Genomic DNA, 16,679 nt, shown 5'->3' on the forward strand with positions numbered 1-16,679 from the left:
TTCTCCAGAAATCAGTTGGAATAAGGTGAACGGTAAGGGCTGACCGGCAGTGCCATCGGGCCGGTCATGTCCTCGAACATGTAACGCAGGTAAAGCGCGCCGCTGAACTGGCGATAGTCACGGGCATTGTCCAGGCCCAGATTGGCCCCCATGAACAGGCTGGAATCGAGCTTGTACTCGCCTGCCGCGCTAAGGTTGTAGCCAATTCCGGTTTTGCTCTGCCCTGTGTAGCGCTGGCCGGACGCGGCCTGCAGCGTGCTGTCGTCGGGGAAGAATTCGGCACCGTCCTGCTTGAAGTGCTGGACCCCGACCGAACTCTTGACCTGATAGCTGAAACGCTCGGTGCGCTGTGCCCACATCACCGGCACGCCGATGGCATAGAAGCTCTGCGGGCTGAAATAGCCACCATGGCCGTAAGTGAAGTAGCTCTGGTCATTGTCATAGCTCATGCCCATCAGGCTCAGGCCTGCGGTCAGCTTGCTGTCCTCGGCATTGCGCAGGTACCAGTAAACGCCGCCACCCACTTCGCCTCGGGTATTGGATTTCACGTTGTTGCCGACCAGCTTGTGCCACGAGCCGTAGCCATAACCGCCGATGGTCTGGTCGTCATAGCTGATCTGCCCGCGGCCGCCGTTGGCCGTGACGCCGCCCCAGGACAGGCCGCTGCGCTCGTCGGTGGAACCGGCAAACGAGGTCACGCTGTCCGTCACCGGACGCCGTGACACGTTGAGGCCGTAGCGCAGGTCCGGGTTGTCACCCAACGGCCGGTCGACACTCGCGCCACCCGCGACCGTGGTGTATTTGAAGCCCATCGGCGTGGTGCCGATATCGGCCTTGAGGCCTTCTTCGGGGCGCTCGAACGCTACCGCCAGACCGACACCCTTGTCGCTCTGCGAACCTGCAGCACCGCTGGTGCCACCGCCAAAACGGGCACTTGCATCGGATTTCACGCTCCCAGCATTCAGCGACACCGGCGTGACGCGCACGGCCACCCGGTTATCACCGGCAGGCACGTTGATCTCAAGCGGGGTCTCGACCACGGTCAGTTTGCTCAGACCCGCCTCGCTGTTATTGCTACGCACGCTCAGGCCCTGACTGACGAAGCCACTGCGCTGCTCAAGAATACGATTGAGCGCCTGCTGCGCGCTGCTGGCCTGATCGCGGTCGGTGGCTGCCATGAACGGATTGCCGCGCACGCTTTGCGCACGTGCGGCAGACAGCGGCTGTTGTGCGGCGATCTGGCCGGGGTAAGCCGTTTCACGCGTGGCCGGCAAGCTCGTCGCCGCCCCGCCGCTGAGCGACACCTGTGCCGGTGCCGGGATGGCAGACGCTGCGGCCAAGCTGCGTGAACCGCCCGCCGCGAACGGATTGGACGACGTCACACCCGACCCGCCCTGCGTAGCCATCAGACGCTGTTTTTCGCTTTGTTCGATGGCCACGGCCTTGCGCAGCAACTCGGTGGCCGCGCCAGTCTGCCCCATGCTCTGGTAGATACGTGCGGCTTCGGTCAGGGTCTGCGGGTCGTTGCGCTCCAGTTTGCGGAACTGGCTCAGGGCTTTTTCGGCAAAGCCATAATCATGCGCTTTGACCGCCGCATCAGCTGCGCCCAGCAGCACTTGCGGGTCATTGGGCTGACGCTGCAACAACGGTTTGTACAGCTCGAACGCGCGAGCGCTGTCGCCATTGGCGGTGTACATCCGGGCGAACGCCGACACCGCCTGAATGTCGTCCGGGCGCTGCGCCAAAGCCGGTGCCAGCGTGTCGTACGCGCCCGCCAGATCTCCACCCTCACGTAGCAGATCGGCCTGGCGAATGCGGTAGCGGTACAAAAGGTCATCGAAGCGTTTGCGGGTCTGCGCGCTCATCGGCTGACCCTGCACGTTGCGCAGGATCGCATTGACCTGCACATCATCACCCGCTGCGAGCAGCAGACCGGCGTATTGCAGCATCAGATCGGCCGACGGCGCCGGGGCCTGAGCGATGGCGGCAAGGGCCATTTCCTGACCGCGCGCGGGCTCGCCCGCATCAATGTAAGCGTTGGCCAGCGTGAGTTGACGCTCCGGGCTGCCGCTGGCGACCGGTTGCAGGCGATCGAGCAGCGCCAACGCTTCCTGGCGCTGACCGCGCCGGGCGATGCCGATGGCCAGATTGATCTGCACGGTCATGGTGATTTCGTCAGCGAGCGCTTTCATGTCCGGCGTGCGCTGATCCACCGGGATGCGCGCAAACGTGGTTTGCGCGTCCTGCCACTGGCCCATTTCCACCGACAGCAGTGCGCTGGTGTAAAGCGCATCGATGTTATTGGGCTGGGCCTTGAGCAGCTCGTCGATCAGCACGCGCGCCTTGGGCGCTTCGTCGGTCTTGAGGTACAGGCGCGCCAGGTCAAAACGCGTCCAGACATTGTCCGGGTCGCTCTTCACCGCGTCTTTCAAGGCCGTCTGAGCAGCGCGAACATCGCCACGCTGCTCGGCCAGACGCGCCACTTGTGTGGAGCGCAGCGCCTTGAAGCGACCGCTGTCGCCCAGTTTGGCCTGTTCGCCCGGCGACAATGTGTCGAGCAGGCGTAGCGCTTCATCGGCCTGACCACGCTGAGCCAGCACGTTGATCAGCCCGCGTATTGCTTGCGGATTGCCGCGCTGGCTCGCGAGCACCTGACGATAGCCTGCCTGCGCGGCGTCCAGTTGCCCGGCCTGCACCTGCACGTCGGCCAGGGTCAAACGCACGTCGATGTTGTCAGGGTTTTCCCGCTGCGCCTGCGCCAGCAACGCTTGAGCCTTGCCGGTCTGTCCTTTGGCCTGTAGATCACGGGCTTGTTGCAGCGAGGTCCAGAGCTGTACGTTTTCCAGCGCGTTTTTCCAGCGCGCACCGCCCGGCTGGCGCGTGGCGCGGGTCAGCAATTGTTCGGCTTCAGGCAGCCGGTTCTGCTGCTGACGCACCACGCCCAGGCCGCCCAGCGCATCGACATCGTCCGCCTTGATTTTCAAGCGGGCGGCAAAGGCTTCTTCGGCCGCCGCGTGATCATTTCTTTCCAGCGCCTTCAAGCCACGCGCCACCAACGGGTCCTGCTGCCAGCCTGAGGCAGCGCCGCTAGTGTTCTGCTGGCGGCCCTTGTTCAACTGGTCGCGGATTTCCTGATCGTCGGGATGAATCTTGAGAAACGCGTCGAACAGTGGCACCTGCGCAGCCGCAGGCGGGCCGATCCAGACCAACGCCATGCGCCAGCTCTGATCGGCGTCCCCGGCGATGTCCGGGTGAGTGCTCAGGCGCGCCAGCGCAGCGATCCCTTCGGCCCGGGTGTCTTCGCGGCGGGCCAGGTGCTTGGCGAAGAACAGCGCCAGAATCGAGTCGTCCGGATTCTGCCGGATCAGGCGTTCGAAGCCTTTGCGCGCTTCGGGCCAGTCCGCGCTGTTGAACCCCAGGTTGGTGTAGTACTCGCGTCCGATCGTGCCCTCGGGCAAACGGCCGTTGAACAGTTGGCGAAAGACCCCGGTCGCCTTGTCGCGCTCACCGGCATCGGCGAGGCGTCGGGCCTCATCCAGCAAGGCCTGATTCTGCGGCTGAGCGAGGGCGATGTCCTGCTCCAGTTGCACCGACTGCCACGGCACTGGCGACAGGGCCTGCAGACGAGCCAGGTAAGTCTGCGCCTGCTGCGGCTTGTTCTGTTTGACGCCGATCAGCCCCATGCCATACAACGCGTCGATCTGATTGGGGTCGATCTGCAGCACCTTCTGCCAGACCTCGGCAGCCCGCACCGGGTTCGAGCGAGCCTGCCAGTACTGGCCCTGCTCGATCAACTGCGCCTCGGCGGTGGCGGCCTGAGCCTGAGAAACGCTGGCTGCGATCGCGGCAACCAACCCGATGACTAACGTGTGGCGGCGCGCGGGCATGACGTCTCCCAGGATAATTTGAGGGTTCCGTCTTCACGGAACTGATAGCGTTTTTCGACCCAGCCCAAGGCAAACAGGCTGAGCATGAGGTTGTAATAGGCAGGTTCGGTGCGATCTGTCGGGTCGCGGGCCAGCGCCGTGCTGACGCCTGCTTCGACCCTGCGCTGCTGCTGTTCCGCCAGCCACGTCTGGCCCTTGGCCTGGAAGTACGGCAGCAACGCTGCCGAGTAACCAAACGGAGCCTGGCCCTGGCTCATGCCACTCATCACCTGGACTTTTTCCGGGGGCGTGCCGCTGGAGGCCGTGCTGACCGCCATGCCGTCGAGACGCGCCAGCAAGCGCGCGGCCAACGGGTCGGACGCAGGCGTCATGCCCGCCCAGAGGTAGACGCGAATCGCGTCATAGCTGCCCAGCTCGCCGGTGACCGGATCGACTACGAACAGCCCGGTTTTCGGTGATGTGCCGCGATAACCCACCCAGTCGGCGATAAAGCCTTTCGGGCTGGATGCGTCGATCAGTTTTGCCGTGTTGTCGGCGATTTCCTTCCACGGGCCAGCCGGTTCTTCCTTGGCCAGACGCCGTAACAGCGGCACCGGCAGGTAACTGGCGTTCAAACGCCATAAGTGGTCAGGCTGCACGAAACCTTCCGGGCCGGGCAGGAGCATCTTGCCCAGCCCCGGCAGGTTGACCACCAGCCGTGATTCAACGGTCTTGAGCAGCGCCAGCGCATCGTTTCGATACGCCGGGTGCTGCCAGATGCGGGCGGCTTCCAGCAGCGCATAGATGATCCACAGGTCGGCGTCGGACGCAGAGTTGGCGTCCTGCAGTTTCCAGCTGCCGTCTTCGCCCTGCCCCCACAACCAGCCGGGCAGGCGTGTCCTGGGGTCGGCGCCGGTCATGTTTTCGGCAGTCCACGTCCACAGCGTGTCGAAGCGCTCGCGATCATTGGCCACCAAGGCGAAGAGCATGCCGTAGGACTGGCCTTCGGAGGTGCTGTGGTTGGCTTTCAGGCTGGATTCGAGCATGCGCCCGTCGGCCTGCACGTAGCGCGTGGCGTAGTCCTGCCAGAACGGCCAGGCCGGGCTGTCGCAGGTGCTGGCCGCAAGAACCGGCGTCAGCGTCGCCGACGCCAGCACACCGGTCATCCAGCCAACAGCGCGGCGCAAATTGATTACCAGGGCCGGCATGATTTATTCATGCTCCAGTCGGCGTTTGGCAAGCGAACGCAGGGTCAGGTAAGCCACCCCGGTGACCAGCACCACACCCACGGCGACTACCAACAACAACCACAGCACGTTGCGCGACATCAGCCACTGCACGTATTTGATCGGCCCAAGATCACCGACGTAGTAATTCTGTTCGGCAACCAGTGCTTCGACGGAATCGCCGCGCACCACCACCAGACTGCCCTGAACCTTGTCGCTGTTGCTCAGCGCACGGGCCACGTCGCTCATGCCGCCGGGTTGGCCACTGGAGATCAGCACCACGCTGCGGCCTTTTTGCAGCGGCGATTCGAAGCCGGTCAGGAAGGTGCTGCGCGCATCGCTGGAGAACGCCATCGCCACCCGCGCCCGACGCAGGTTTTCATCCGGGTCCGGGCTCATCCAGTCACGCAGGCGGAACGCCAGATCGGAAAGTTCGAAGCTCTGCTGCTGACCGTTGCCGGAGGTCGGCAGGCGGTTGGCCCACAGGTTGAGCAACGGCTGATCGGGCCCGGAAGACATGACCAGAATGTCTTTGTCGGCGGCGCTGGCGATCTGTGCGGCCTGCATCACTGTGACGCCGGTCGCCGGGTAACCGGTGGACTCACCAAAACGACCCAGCACGTTCAGGTACGCGCTGATGTCTTCGGTACTCGGCTGGTCAGCCAGCACCACCGCCGTTTGCGACAGGTCAGCCAGACGCGTGAACGGGAAACCCGAGTCCTTGAACACACCCAGGTTGGGCATCGCCATGAAGTGCTCGTAGCCGCTGAAATCCAGCGTTGATTCCGGGTCGATGCTGCCGCGCATGTTGTCAATGATGATGTCGCCACATTCGCCCTGCTTGAGGTAATCGAACATGTAACGCAGTTGCAGACGCGATTGCAGCGCCACCGAATTGAGCGGCAGGTACACGTGCGCTTCACGGCTGACCGTGTCGTTGCCACCGGTCAGCCGGGCCAGGATCGAATTGCTCAGATTATCGATCGACGGCAGCGGCTCGGCCTTGATCAGGGTGTCGTTGAGGCTGACCATGATCGACGAATTGTTGGAGCGCTCCTGAGGTGTGTAGCGGTATTTGAGGTTCAGCGGCACACCGTCTTCGCGCCAGCTGAACAGGTCCGGCGGCAGGTTCAGCGGCACAGTGATGTCACCCGGATCGTAACCGGACACATTCAGTTTGTTGGCAGGCATCAGCTCGCCAAGCTTGATCGGCCGATCACTCGGCAGCCAGTTCGGCGCGTCGTAAGGCTTACGCGGCGCGAGCATGTCAACCCGTTCGATCAACGCACTGCTGCCGACCAGGCTCTGCCCGCCGACCACCAGCGCGTTGACCGCTTTTTTCAGCTCGGCGGAATTACGCCCGGTGATCACCAGCAACTTGCCGTTCGGATCGTTGGGGTGCGTCACCATCGTCAGAGTCGGGCCTTTTGCCGCAGGCATGGTCAAAGCGCCCAGTTGCAGCGGACCGTCGCCTTTGAGCAATACCAGCGCATTGCCCTTGGCCGGCAGTTCGTTGAAGTGCGCCGGGAAGCTGGCCATGCGCGAGCGGGTCTTGGCCGCACCGATCCACGAAGCCAGCGCACCGGCGGCTTCCAGCGTGGCGTTGTCGGGTGCCGCGCCCATCACCACCGGCAGGTTTACGTCACGGTCATCGCGACGGTCGAAGAACGGCAGCGGCAAAATGGCCAGATCGTTGGGCAACGCGAACGGCGTCACGCGGATATCCAGACGCGTGTCGTTGTTGATCCGCGCCCACAGGCTGGAATGCTTGGGGTCTTCGCAGCTCATTGTGTAGTGGCCGATGAACTGCAGGTTCAGGCGGTTGAACTCGGTGATCATCTGCGGTGGAATCTCGATCACCTGAGTCTGCGGCTTGCCTGCGCCCTCTTTGGGCAACGGCAGGGTGGCTGCGACTTCGTCGTTGATCATGACGTTGATCTGCGACAGATCGGCCAGTAATGCCGGTGAGTAGCTGTAACTCAGGGTCAGGCTTGCGCCAGTTACCACCTGATCGGCACGCACGTTGAAGTTGACGCTGTCGGTGGCTTCCACACCGCGCAGGTTCATCGGGTAATTGCGCCCCAGTTGTTGCAGCGTCACGCTGTAACCCTCGTTGGCACCCGTGGTTTCAGCAGCGCTTGCCCACATCCCGGTGGAGAGCACGGACAACGCACAAGCCAACAGGGCCCATGAGCGGCGAACGGCGAAGCGTTCGGCACCGAGAAAATACCGTTTAGTCATGACTACTCAATCCATCAATTTGCGGGAGGTGGGGAGATTTTTTTACGTGTGGGTAACAGTCGGCCGAAATCCTTGCGGGTGGCCTTGAGCAGCTCGACGACGCCACGAACGCCGATATGGCTGACTTCGCGCAGCGCGGCCAGCGGCGTATCCGGTTTGCCACGCCCCCAGGTCGATGCCCAGGTGTCGGCCCGCCCGAACGTCAGGCGTACCAGTTCGCTCTGCTGGCGCAGTGACAGATCATCGAAACGGGTGCCCAGATAGCCATCGCGGCAGAACATGACCGTGGCGGGGAAATGGCTGGTCTGCGCACCGCGATACAGCGACACCGTAATGCTGTCGCCACTGTCGATACCGGCATCGGCAGGCAGGACAAGCCCCAGGCCGGTCTGCGAAAAGTCCTGCGTCACAGCGTTGAACACCACGCCATCGGCGCGCGTGACACGAATCGGCAGTTTGGCCTGCACCCGCGGTTCAGTGCGCACCTGGCGGATCTCGCTGGCCACCGCAATCGCGGCGCTGGTGATGATGATGTTGTAGATCGTCCAGGCCATGTTGATGATGATGGTCAGGGTGATCGCATCGTTGTTCCAGCCCAGTTGATACAGGCTGTAGATACCGAGCGCGAAAACCACGGCGTTGAGCGTCAGCAGCACGATGTAGGGCCGCGCCAGCGTCCAGTCGAAAAACTTCTCCTCGACCACGCCGCCCTTGTCGGTCACGTTGAAACCACCGAACTTCGGGTTGATCAGCGCCATCAATACCGGGCCCATGATGTACCAGGCCAGCACGGCCTCGTAGACCTCGTTCCAGAACGAATGGCGGAAACGCCCCTGAATCCTGGAGTTGGTCAGGCTGGCGTGCGCCAGGTGTGGTAATACGTAAGCGGTGATCATCAGCGCCGAGGCGTGCATGACCTCGGCACCGAACAGCAGGTAGGCCAGTGGCGCAGTGAGAAATACCAGACGCGGCAAGCCATAGAAGAAGTGCAGCATGGAGTTGGCGTAGCACAGCCGCTGGCCTATCGACAGGCCCTTGCCCAGCAACGGATTGTCGGTGCGAAAGATCTGCGCCATGCCACGCGCCCAGCGAATGCGCTGGGCCACATGGCGCGACAGGCTTTCGGTCGCCAGCCCCGCCGCTTGCGGGATTGCCAGGTAAGCGGTGTTGTAACCGGCGCGGTTGAGCTTCAGCGCGGTGTGCGCATCTTCGGTCACGGTTTCGGTGGCCACGCCGCCGATTTCCAGCAGCGACGAACGCCGTAGCACTGCACAGGAACCACAGAAGAAGGTCGCGTTCCACAGGTCGTTGCCGTCCTGCAACAGGCCGTAAAACAGCTCGCCTTCGTTGGGCACACTGCGGAAGGTGTCGAGGTTCTTTTCGAACGGGTCAGGCGAGAAGAAAAAGTGCGGCGTCTGCAACATCGCAAGCTGTGAGTCTTTGAGGAACCAGCCCATGGCGACCTGCAAAAAAGAGCGGGTCGGCACGTGGTCGGCATCAAACATGGCGATGTATTCGCCATCGGTGGACTTGAGCGCTTCGTTCAGGTTACCGGCCTTGGCGTGGTAATTGTTTTCACGGGTCAGGTAGCCAACACCGATCTGCTCGCAGAACTCGCGAAAGTCTTCTCGGCGGCCGTCATCAAGTACGTAGACACGCAGTTTGTCTCGCGGCCAATCAATGGACTGCGCCGCAAAAATGGTCAGTTTGACGATGCTCAGCGCTTCGTTGTACGAAGGGATAAACACATCCACAGTCGGCCACTGACTGGAATCGCTCGGCATGATCACAGGCTTGCGGTGCAGCGGCCAGGCGGTCTGCACATAACCCAGCACGATGACGATCAGCGTGTAGAACTCGGCGACGATCAGCCCGTAGCCCAGCAGGCTGTCCAGCCAGTTATCGAAATCCAGAGTCGAGGTCAGCCGCCAGTACATGTACCGAAACGACGCCAGCAACGACAGCGTCACCAGCGCCAGCACCGAAATGCGCCCCGGCATCTTGCGAATCACCAGCATCGCGGCAAAACAGGCCAAGGCAAAAAAGCACTGCGCGTAGAGGTCCAGAGGCACGGTGACGACCAGCGCCATCAGCAGCAGGCCGACAACAATGGCCACGGTTTTCAGTGCGCGGCGCAGGGTCCTGGACTGCTGGCCGAACCTTGCCGACAAAGCATTCAGCCACAGCGATGAGCGCGTCCGGGGTGGGGACGCGTCGAGCGACAGGTTAGTCATGACAATCGGGTCTCTTCTACGTCCTGAGTCAGCAGTTTGGTGATCAGCAAGTGACTCAGCACGCGCAGGTCCTGAGTGCCTGGGGAGGCGCTCGGAACCTGTACCGCGTTGTGTCCGTAAGCCAGCGCTTCTGCGAGCGCGTTATCCTTGTGCACGATGCCCAGCAAACGCCCGCCAAGACGCTTTGCCATGACATCGCGCATGTCGCGACTGAACGTGCGCGATGCATCGAACTGATTGATGACGTAATGACAGACCGGCGGCTGCGGACCGGCCAGCACAGGCTCAAGCCAGCCCTGCATCTGGTCCAGCGTCAGGTAGCACGCCGCATCGGCGGTGAGCACGACCAGCACTTGGCTGGCGGCATTCAGTGCCTGTTCCAGCATGAGCAAATCACCACACGGGACGTCGAGAACCACCACGTCGCGCGCGCTCAATTGCATGCGCGCAATCTGGCGAACCAGCCAGTGCGCGTCATTTTCCTGAAAACGCTCCAGAGAACGACGCTCGTCAAGCTGCAGCGCGCCATACGCCAGCAGCTGCGTGTCAGCAGACCCGCTCAGTAACAGGGCCCGCCAGTTCTCGCCGCTCAGGCTGGCACCACCGAGGCCTGCCACATCCGGGCTGGCGTTGAGATGGTGCTGCAAGGCGTTTTGCGGGTCGAGGTCGATGGCCAGCGTCTGCCCGCCTGGCACCTTGACCAGGCTTGTCAGCGCCGCGCTCAAGGTGCTTTTACCCACCCCGCCTTTGGCTGACACCACCGCGATGACGTGTGCCGGGGTTCTGGAAAGTTGGCCTTTGCCCATCGACTGAGCCAGTGCCTCGTTGTTACGCGCCTGCGCCTCGGCCTGCCGCGCCTGAGCAGCCTCGGCGAGCAGTTTCGCCAATGTGTCAGCGGCTATGCGCCTGGTTTTATCGGGCGCTATCAAATCAGGTGCAGTCGAGTTGTTTTGCGCCGGCAGCGTTGAACAAGGTTGCTCAAGAGACGGCTGAGAGGTCGCGCGTTGCAGTGCAGCAGACGGGGTTCTGGAAACAGACGATTCCTGATAATCCAGGCTGTTGTCTATCTCCAGATAACCGTCAGAGCTCGCGCCGAAACGTTGAAACAGATTGGCCACATCGTCAGCACGACTCATTCTGTACGACCTCAAATGGGGCCGCCAAGCACACCCCCTGTGGAAAAGCGTTAATACCAATGTGTAATGTCATTGTGACAGTGTCAGGAAACCGATATATGACGTCCACAATTTACCGATGAGCGGTAAATCACTCGTTTTTCGACATTTTATTGGCGTTAAAAAATTGTGGATCTGGACACAATCGGCGGCAAACGGGACTGAATCGAGGGTTTTTCTCACCAGCAGCTATATATCCAGTGGATCGGATATATAGCCGCTAATGGGAAGGGTCGAATTAAATCAGTGGCCAGCGGGCGCAGATACTGCATCGACAGTCTGCGGCAACGCCATACCCTTGGGCCACAGCAACCAGATATTGCCTTTCTGTTTCATGTCACCTGCCAGCTTCCCGGCCTCATCGCCAGTGCCCCAGAACAGATCAGCGCGCACTTCACCGGCAATCGCACCGCCCGTGTCCTGCGCCGCAACCGGGCGCACCACGCTGCTTCCATCCGGCCGTGTGGTGGAGAGCCAGAGCAGACTACCCAGAGGAATCACCTTGCGATCGATGGCTACGCTGTAGCCCGGTGTCAGCGGCACGTTGAGCGAGCCGCGCGGGCCTTCATTGCTGTCGGGGTTACGGGCAAAAAACACATAGCTGGGGTTGCTGGCCAGCAACTCGCTGACCCGCTCCGGATGCGCTTTGGCCCAGGCTGCGATGCTGCCCATGGTCACGTCTTCCTTCTTCAACTGGCCCTGCTCCACCAGCCAGCGACCAATCGCGCGATAAGGGCGGCCGTTCTGATCGGCATAGCCCAGACGCAGCTGCGAGCCATCCTCCAGACTCACGCGCCCGGAGCCCTGAATCTGCAGGAACTGCACATCCATCGGGTCGGTCAGCCAGGCAATCACCGGCGCATTCAACCCCTGCGCGTTGATCGTCGCGGCATCGTCGTAAGGCTTGAGCACCCGCCCCTCAAGCCGACCGCGCAAGCGCTTGCCCTTGAGTTCGGGATAAATGCTGTCCAGATTGACCACGATCAGATCGTCCGGAATGCCGTAAACCGGCACGTTAGCCGTGGCGGTCTGAGTCAGGCTGCCAGGGTAGACAGGCTCGTAATAACCGGTGATCAGGCCATCGGCACTGCCGCCATCAGCGCGCAGGCTGTAGACCTGCAACTGGCTCTGCAAAAACGTACGGATCTGCGCCGCATCCGGAGCCGCCACAAGGCTGCCCGCCGCCGCACAGGTCGGTCCCCACACGGCATCAGCCTTCAGACGAACACACGCACTGCGCCATGAGGCAAACCCGGCTTGCAAGTCGGCGTCCGACACGGCTGGCAGCGCGTCCCAACCAGCCTGGCTATAAGTGGTGTGTGGCGGTGCAGGCGGCGTCACCGGCTTATCGGACTTGTCACACGCGGTCAGCAGGGCAGCCAGTGGCAAAGCCAGCGCCAGCCCACGGAACCATGGCTTGAAAGAGAGCATCATCAGCAGCAATCCTTTTACAGCCCACAGCAGGCTGGAGGGTAAAAGGCGTCATTGTGGCTGAAGCGGACAGAGGGGCCTAGTGGGAAGCTTCATTCATCACCAGAGTCGGGCATAGCGCTCCTCGCCAGACCTGTTCCGTCCAGACCCAGACGCATTCTGATTGTCGATACAACCCGCCATGCTTAACGCCCGGCGTCGCCCTTCCGGCTGCTGGCCTGCTTACTTTCAAGGCCGGCCCGGATGCGGTTCCGGGTAGTCGCGGTTGATGTCGATTGGTTTGGCGTACGGCCCGCCCCATAGCTGCTCATGCAGAGCGCCGATGCGCTTGGCCATTGTGCTGTCGTGCATCACCACTTCCAGGTTGCGCGAGTTGTCGAGGTAGCCGCCGAGCCAGTTACTGGTGCCGACCCATGCGACCTGATCATCAATGTCCATGGTCTTGCTGTGAATCACGCGTGCATACGGGATGAACCCCTCGGCAGCTACGGGCAGTGTGACAATGCGCACCTGCACGTTTGGCACCAGGGCCAGACTCTTCAAATAGGCTACTTCGGGCATGCCTGTGTTCCAGTCCGACACCATGAGTTTGATCGACACGCCACGGGCGGCAGCGCTGCGGATGGCGTTATCGATGACCGCATAGTAAGGCCGGGTTTTGTCAGGTCCGTAGGACAAGGGTGCGTAATCCAGCAACTGGACGCGAACCTCGCGTCTGGCTTGCGCCAGCAAACGCGGCAGCTCGGCCTGGGAGTCGAGTACGCCGGGCGGGTTATAGCGCTGCGGACTGGCGACCAGATAGTTGCCAGCAGGCAAAGCATTCTTGTTCGAGTGTGGCACCGGAATCGGTTTGCCTTCGGCGATGGCGGCCTGGGCTAGCCAGTCCTGATCGAACACGGCCTGCGTCTGGCGCACGACATTCGGCTCGTCGATGCGCAGGCCGGTTTCATGGATGTGCTCCAGAGAGCGCCAATCGAAATTCTGACTGCCTATGAACGCCTGCCGGCCATCCACGACGATGAATTTGGCGTGAATGATGCCGCTGCCCGTGAGCTTGGCGTATGGCAGTACGCGCAAGGTGAGGTTGGGTATCGCCCGCAACCGTTCAAGGGTCTGCGGATCGGACATTTTCAGGCCTTTTTCCTCCAGCAGAAAACGGATTTTCACCCCGCGCTGCCCCGCTGCTGTAAGGCTTTCAAGGACCTTATCCATCACCGAACCGGCATGGTCTGCGGCATAGAACTGCTCGATATCGATACCCTTGCGGGCTCCATCGAACAGCTCGCGCCAGACCTCGCCGGGCGCTCGCAGGTCAGGTGTCTGCAGGTCGGTTCCGAGCGGAACGGTGTGTACCAGCTCGAAACCTGGAATAGCGAAGTCGGCCTGCGCAAACGAACTCGTCAGCAGTAACGCTGCGATCACGGCGCGGGAGCGTGCAAGTACCCTACGACCTGGAAGATTAAAGAACATGCGGGCCTCATCGCCGGACGCAGGCAGGAAGGCGCATGCCAAGGGCACACGCCGGCAGGTTGATCAGGCAGTGCGGTATTTCGGTTGGACCGGGGCAGCCGAATGCTCGGTTTCATCCTGCACCTGTGCGCCGCTGGAAGCGCGGATCAACAGGATCTTGAGTTGATCGTTGATGCGTTCCAGGCTGTCCTGAAAGTAGTTATGAAAGACCACGCAGAACAAGGCGATGGCAATACCCAGCCCGGTCGCGAACAGCGCCGTGCCGATACCGGCAGAAATCTGCCCGGGATCGGACACCCCGGCACTGGCCAGCGCCTTGAACGTGTCGATGATGCCCAGAATGGTGCCCAGCAACCCCAACAGAGGTGCAGCGGTAGTGATGGTCTCGATCAGCCAGAGGCTGCGGGCCAGCGGCGCGCGAGTGCTCAGGTACTGGGTTTCGATGACATCATCCAGATCCCTGCGCGAGCCCTGAGCATTTTTTTGCGCAAGCACCGGCAGGACCATGCTCAGCGGCAAACCGGCCCGGCGTGTCAGCGCCTCCGGCAGGTCCTTTTCACTGTGCACCGAAGCACTGAGTGCCGCTTGCAGCGCCCGTGCCTGACGGCGTACGTAAGCAAAGTAGATACCCCGCTCGATCGCGACAAAGATCGCTATCGCGATGGCGGCGTACATCACATAGAAGGTGATGTCGTGAAGCTGATTCATGTCCATGGCACAGACCTCTGGTCAATGAAGATTAGAAATTGGCTTCAAGAGAAACGGTAACGGTACGCTCGACGCCGACGATGTACGCCGGGTCGCCATCGCGGAAGCCGCTGTATGTACCTGCGTTGGTCTTGGTGGTGTACACGCCGTCCAGGTACTCCTTGTCGAACAGGTTGTCGACGTTCAGACGCAAGGTGGCATCCTTGACGATTTTCTTGTCCACCGGCAGATAGATGCCCGCGCCCAGATTGAAGATGGTGCGCCCCGGAATGCTTTCGTCATTGGTCAGGTCGCCATACAGCTTGCTGGTGAACTTGGCTCCGAAGGTGCCGTAATAACTGCCGTCGTCGTAGCCGATGTTGGCGGCCAGCATGTTCTTCGGCACGTTGGCAAACTGCTTGCCGCTGGTAGGCAGCTCGATGGCGGCGCCGTTATTGAAAACGGTCAGGTCATCCTTCTGTTTGGCGCGGGTGTAGGTGTACGAGGTGTAGTAATTGAAATGGTGCGGCAGCAGGCCGCTCCACTCCAGTTCAAGCCCGCTGTTATCGACTGCACCGGCATTGATGTCGGCAAAGTCACCATTGATGTCTCTCGATGACACCTGACGGTCCTTGAACTGCATGTAGAACAGGGTGGCGGCCAGCGTCATGTCCTGTTCGGTAAAGCGCCAGCCCAGTTCGTGGTTCCAGCTGGTCTCCGGCTTGCTGTTGATGGAACCGGTGCCTGGGTCATAAAGGACATAGTTCTGCGGTATGCGCATGTTGCGCGACAGGCTGTAGAACAACTGGTCACGCTCATCCAGCTGATACTTGAGGCCTACGTTCGGCAGCAGCTTGTTGTAGGTCTGGTCACGTTTTTCCGGCCGCTCGGTAAGGCTGCCGTGGTTATTGCCTTCACGCTCGACATTCATGTAGGCCAGGCCGCCGATCAGCGTCCAGTCCGGGGCGAAATACCAGGTGTCCTGAGCCCATACTTTTTGTGCAGGCGTCACGGTATAGCGATCACGGCCCTGGATCTCATTGCCGTTGGCATCGACCATGTAATCCGAGTCTGGCCAGATGCTTTCCGGCTTGCCGTTGCTCTTCAGGCGAATGAAAGGCTGAGTCTGCAACTGACGCGCGCGCTCATACCAGTAGCCGACTTGCACGCTGTGTTCGTCGTTGACGTCCCAGTTCAACTTGGTGGTGATCCCCGGACGCCACGTCTGGGTGCGCGAAGGCCGGTAATACACGCCAGTGGTCGATGAGCCATCAGCGTTATAAGCGGCAGCCGTCGGCAAGTTGCTCAGGTCGAATACACCGTTCTGATTCGAGCCGCGGTTGAGCGCATAGGAGGAACTGTTTACACCGCTGCCGTTGCCCCAGAAGTAATAGGGGATGACTGAAAGTGCCAGATTGTCGGCCAGTTTGAATTGGGTATTGAGCACGGCGGTGAACGTCTGGAACGGGTTTTGCGCCAGTTCGTAATAACTGGACAGCTTGCCGTTGCTGCCCCGCGTGGGCGTCGAAGGATAGGGGTCAAACTTGCGTCCGTTCTGCTGAAACTGGCTCTTGGTGAGCTGACTGTAGCTGTTGTTGTCCTGCTCGTGATACTTGAGGATCAGGTTGGCCGTATTGCCCGAGCCCATGTCGAAGAAGCTGTTCCATTCCACCTTGTCAGCGCGCACGGCACCGTCACCGCGCCATTTCTGGCCTTCGGTGTGAGACATCGACAGCCAGTTGCTCAGCCCGTTGATTTCACCGGTATTGAGCCGCGCAAAGGTCTTGTAAGTACCGTTGCTGCCTGCACTTTGTTTGACGAATGCGCCGGTTTCCTTGGTGGGCCGAATGGTGACAATACCGATGTTGCCACCGCTGGAACCGATGTGCGGGCCGTCACTCTCGGCAGAGCCCTGGGTGACGAAGATCTGATCAATGTTTTCCGGGTCGCCCAGCAGGTTGGAATACAGTGCATAGTTGCCGGAGTCGTTGATGGGCATGCCATCTACCGACATCCCGACCTGATCGGAGTTGAGGCCGCGCATGGTAAAGCGAAAGCCCGACAGGCCGGTGGCATCTTCACTGGAGATATTCAGGCCCGGGGTGTATTTGAGTTTGTCGATCGCGTTACCTGTTGCGGTCTGCTTGTCGAGCGCCTCCTTGGTCACTGTGGAGCGCGCCTTGATGCTCTCCTCCTGAACCATATAGCCACCGCCCACCGTCGCCTTCCCTTGTACGCCAATGGTGCCGACGTCACTGGCACTCGAATCAGCCATGGCCATGCCCTGGCTCATGCCAGCGGCGACCAACGCAAGGTGAATTCTGGAAAACTTCATCACTCTGTTCCTTG

Annotated in this window: 9 protein-coding genes; all 9 read right to left on the minus strand. The window is 61.2% G+C overall.

The annotated features are described in order from the left end of the window. Positions 1 to 11: 11 nt before the first annotated feature. Positions 12 to 3,887, minus strand: coding sequence for a cellulose biosynthesis protein BcsC (locus tag RYB66_RS02490; RefSeq protein ID WP_316893680.1), 3,876 nt, complete (start codon positions 3,885 to 3,887; stop codon positions 12 to 14). Continuing rightward, positions 3,863 to 5,074 (minus strand): cellulose synthase complex periplasmic endoglucanase BcsZ, encoded by a 1,212-nt coding sequence (gene bcsZ / locus RYB66_RS02495; protein WP_057401301.1) that lies wholly within the window; start codon positions 5,072 to 5,074, stop codon positions 3,863 to 3,865. The genes RYB66_RS02490 and bcsZ overlap by 25 nt, the downstream gene beginning before the upstream one ends. Before the next feature lie 3 nt (positions 5,075 to 5,077). Continuing rightward, entirely contained in the window at positions 5,078 to 7,333 is a 2,256-nt protein-coding gene (gene bcsB, locus RYB66_RS02500; protein ID WP_316893682.1) for a cellulose biosynthesis cyclic di-GMP-binding regulatory protein BcsB, read from the minus strand. 14 nt (positions 7,334 to 7,347) lie between these two features. Beyond that, positions 7,348 to 9,567 (minus strand): UDP-forming cellulose synthase catalytic subunit, encoded by a 2,220-nt coding sequence (bcsA, locus tag RYB66_RS02505; protein ID WP_316893684.1) that lies wholly within the window; start codon positions 9,565 to 9,567, stop codon positions 7,348 to 7,350. Beyond that, positions 9,564 to 10,703, minus strand: a complete 1,140-nt coding sequence (bcsQ, locus tag RYB66_RS02510; RefSeq protein ID WP_316893686.1) for a cellulose biosynthesis protein BcsQ — start codon at positions 10,701 to 10,703, stop codon at positions 9,564 to 9,566. Before bcsQ ends, bcsA begins: the two co-directional genes overlap by 4 nt. A gap of 282 nt (positions 10,704 to 10,985) precedes the next feature. Next, positions 10,986 to 12,176 carry a murein transglycosylase A gene (locus RYB66_RS02515; protein WP_005733959.1) on the minus strand — a complete coding sequence of 397 codons (1,191 nt, stop codon included), beginning with the start codon at positions 12,174 to 12,176 and terminating at the stop codon, positions 10,986 to 10,988. 225 nt (positions 12,177 to 12,401) lie between these two features. Then, positions 12,402 to 13,643, minus strand: coding sequence for a phospholipase D-like domain-containing protein (locus RYB66_RS02520; protein WP_316893688.1), 1,242 nt, complete (start codon positions 13,641 to 13,643; stop codon positions 12,402 to 12,404). A 63-nt stretch (positions 13,644 to 13,706) separates the two neighbouring features. Continuing rightward, complete coding sequence (locus tag RYB66_RS02525) at positions 13,707 to 14,357, minus strand: MotA/TolQ/ExbB proton channel family protein (protein WP_044294177.1); 651 nt, start codon at positions 14,355 to 14,357, stop codon at positions 13,707 to 13,709. 25 nt (positions 14,358 to 14,382) lie between these two features. Next, on the minus strand, positions 14,383 to 16,665 hold the full coding sequence (locus tag RYB66_RS02530; protein ID WP_316893690.1) for a TonB-dependent receptor: 2,283 nt from the start codon (positions 16,663 to 16,665) through the stop codon (positions 14,383 to 14,385). Between the last annotated feature and the right edge of the window lie 14 nt (positions 16,666 to 16,679).

The sequence above is a fragment of the Pseudomonas syringae group sp. 243L2 genome, assembly GCF_032587875.1.
In the GTDB taxonomy this organism is placed as follows: Bacteria; Pseudomonadota; Gammaproteobacteria; order Pseudomonadales; family Pseudomonadaceae; genus Aquipseudomonas; species Aquipseudomonas amygdali.

Bases quoted from the DNA above. Each gene is read 5' to 3' on its own strand.
- RYB66_RS02530 (WP_316893690.1), bottom strand. From the start codon at position 16,665: ATGAAGTTTTCCAGAATTCACCTTGCGTTGGTCGCCGCTGGCATGAGC.
- RYB66_RS02515 (WP_005733959.1), bottom strand. From the start codon at position 12,176: ATGATGCTCTCTTTCAAGCCATGGTTCCGTGGGCTGGCGCTGGCTTTG.
- RYB66_RS02525 (WP_044294177.1), bottom strand. From the start codon at position 14,357: ATGGACATGAATCAGCTTCACGACATCACCTTCTATGTGATGTACGCC.
- bcsZ (WP_057401301.1), bottom strand. From the start codon at position 5,074: ATGCCGGCCCTGGTAATCAATTTGCGCCGCGCTGTTGGCTGGATGACC.
- bcsA (WP_316893684.1), bottom strand. From the start codon at position 9,567: ATGACTAACCTGTCGCTCGACGCGTCCCCACCCCGGACGCGCTCATCG.
- bcsQ (WP_316893686.1), bottom strand. From the start codon at position 10,703: ATGAGTCGTGCTGACGATGTGGCCAATCTGTTTCAACGTTTCGGCGCG.
- RYB66_RS02490 (WP_316893680.1), bottom strand. From the start codon at position 3,887: ATGCCCGCGCGCCGCCACACGTTAGTCATCGGGTTGGTTGCCGCGATC.
- bcsB (WP_316893682.1), bottom strand. From the start codon at position 7,333: ATGACTAAACGGTATTTTCTCGGTGCCGAACGCTTCGCCGTTCGCCGC.
- RYB66_RS02520 (WP_316893688.1), bottom strand. From the start codon at position 13,643: ATGTTCTTTAATCTTCCAGGTCGTAGGGTACTTGCACGCTCCCGCGCC.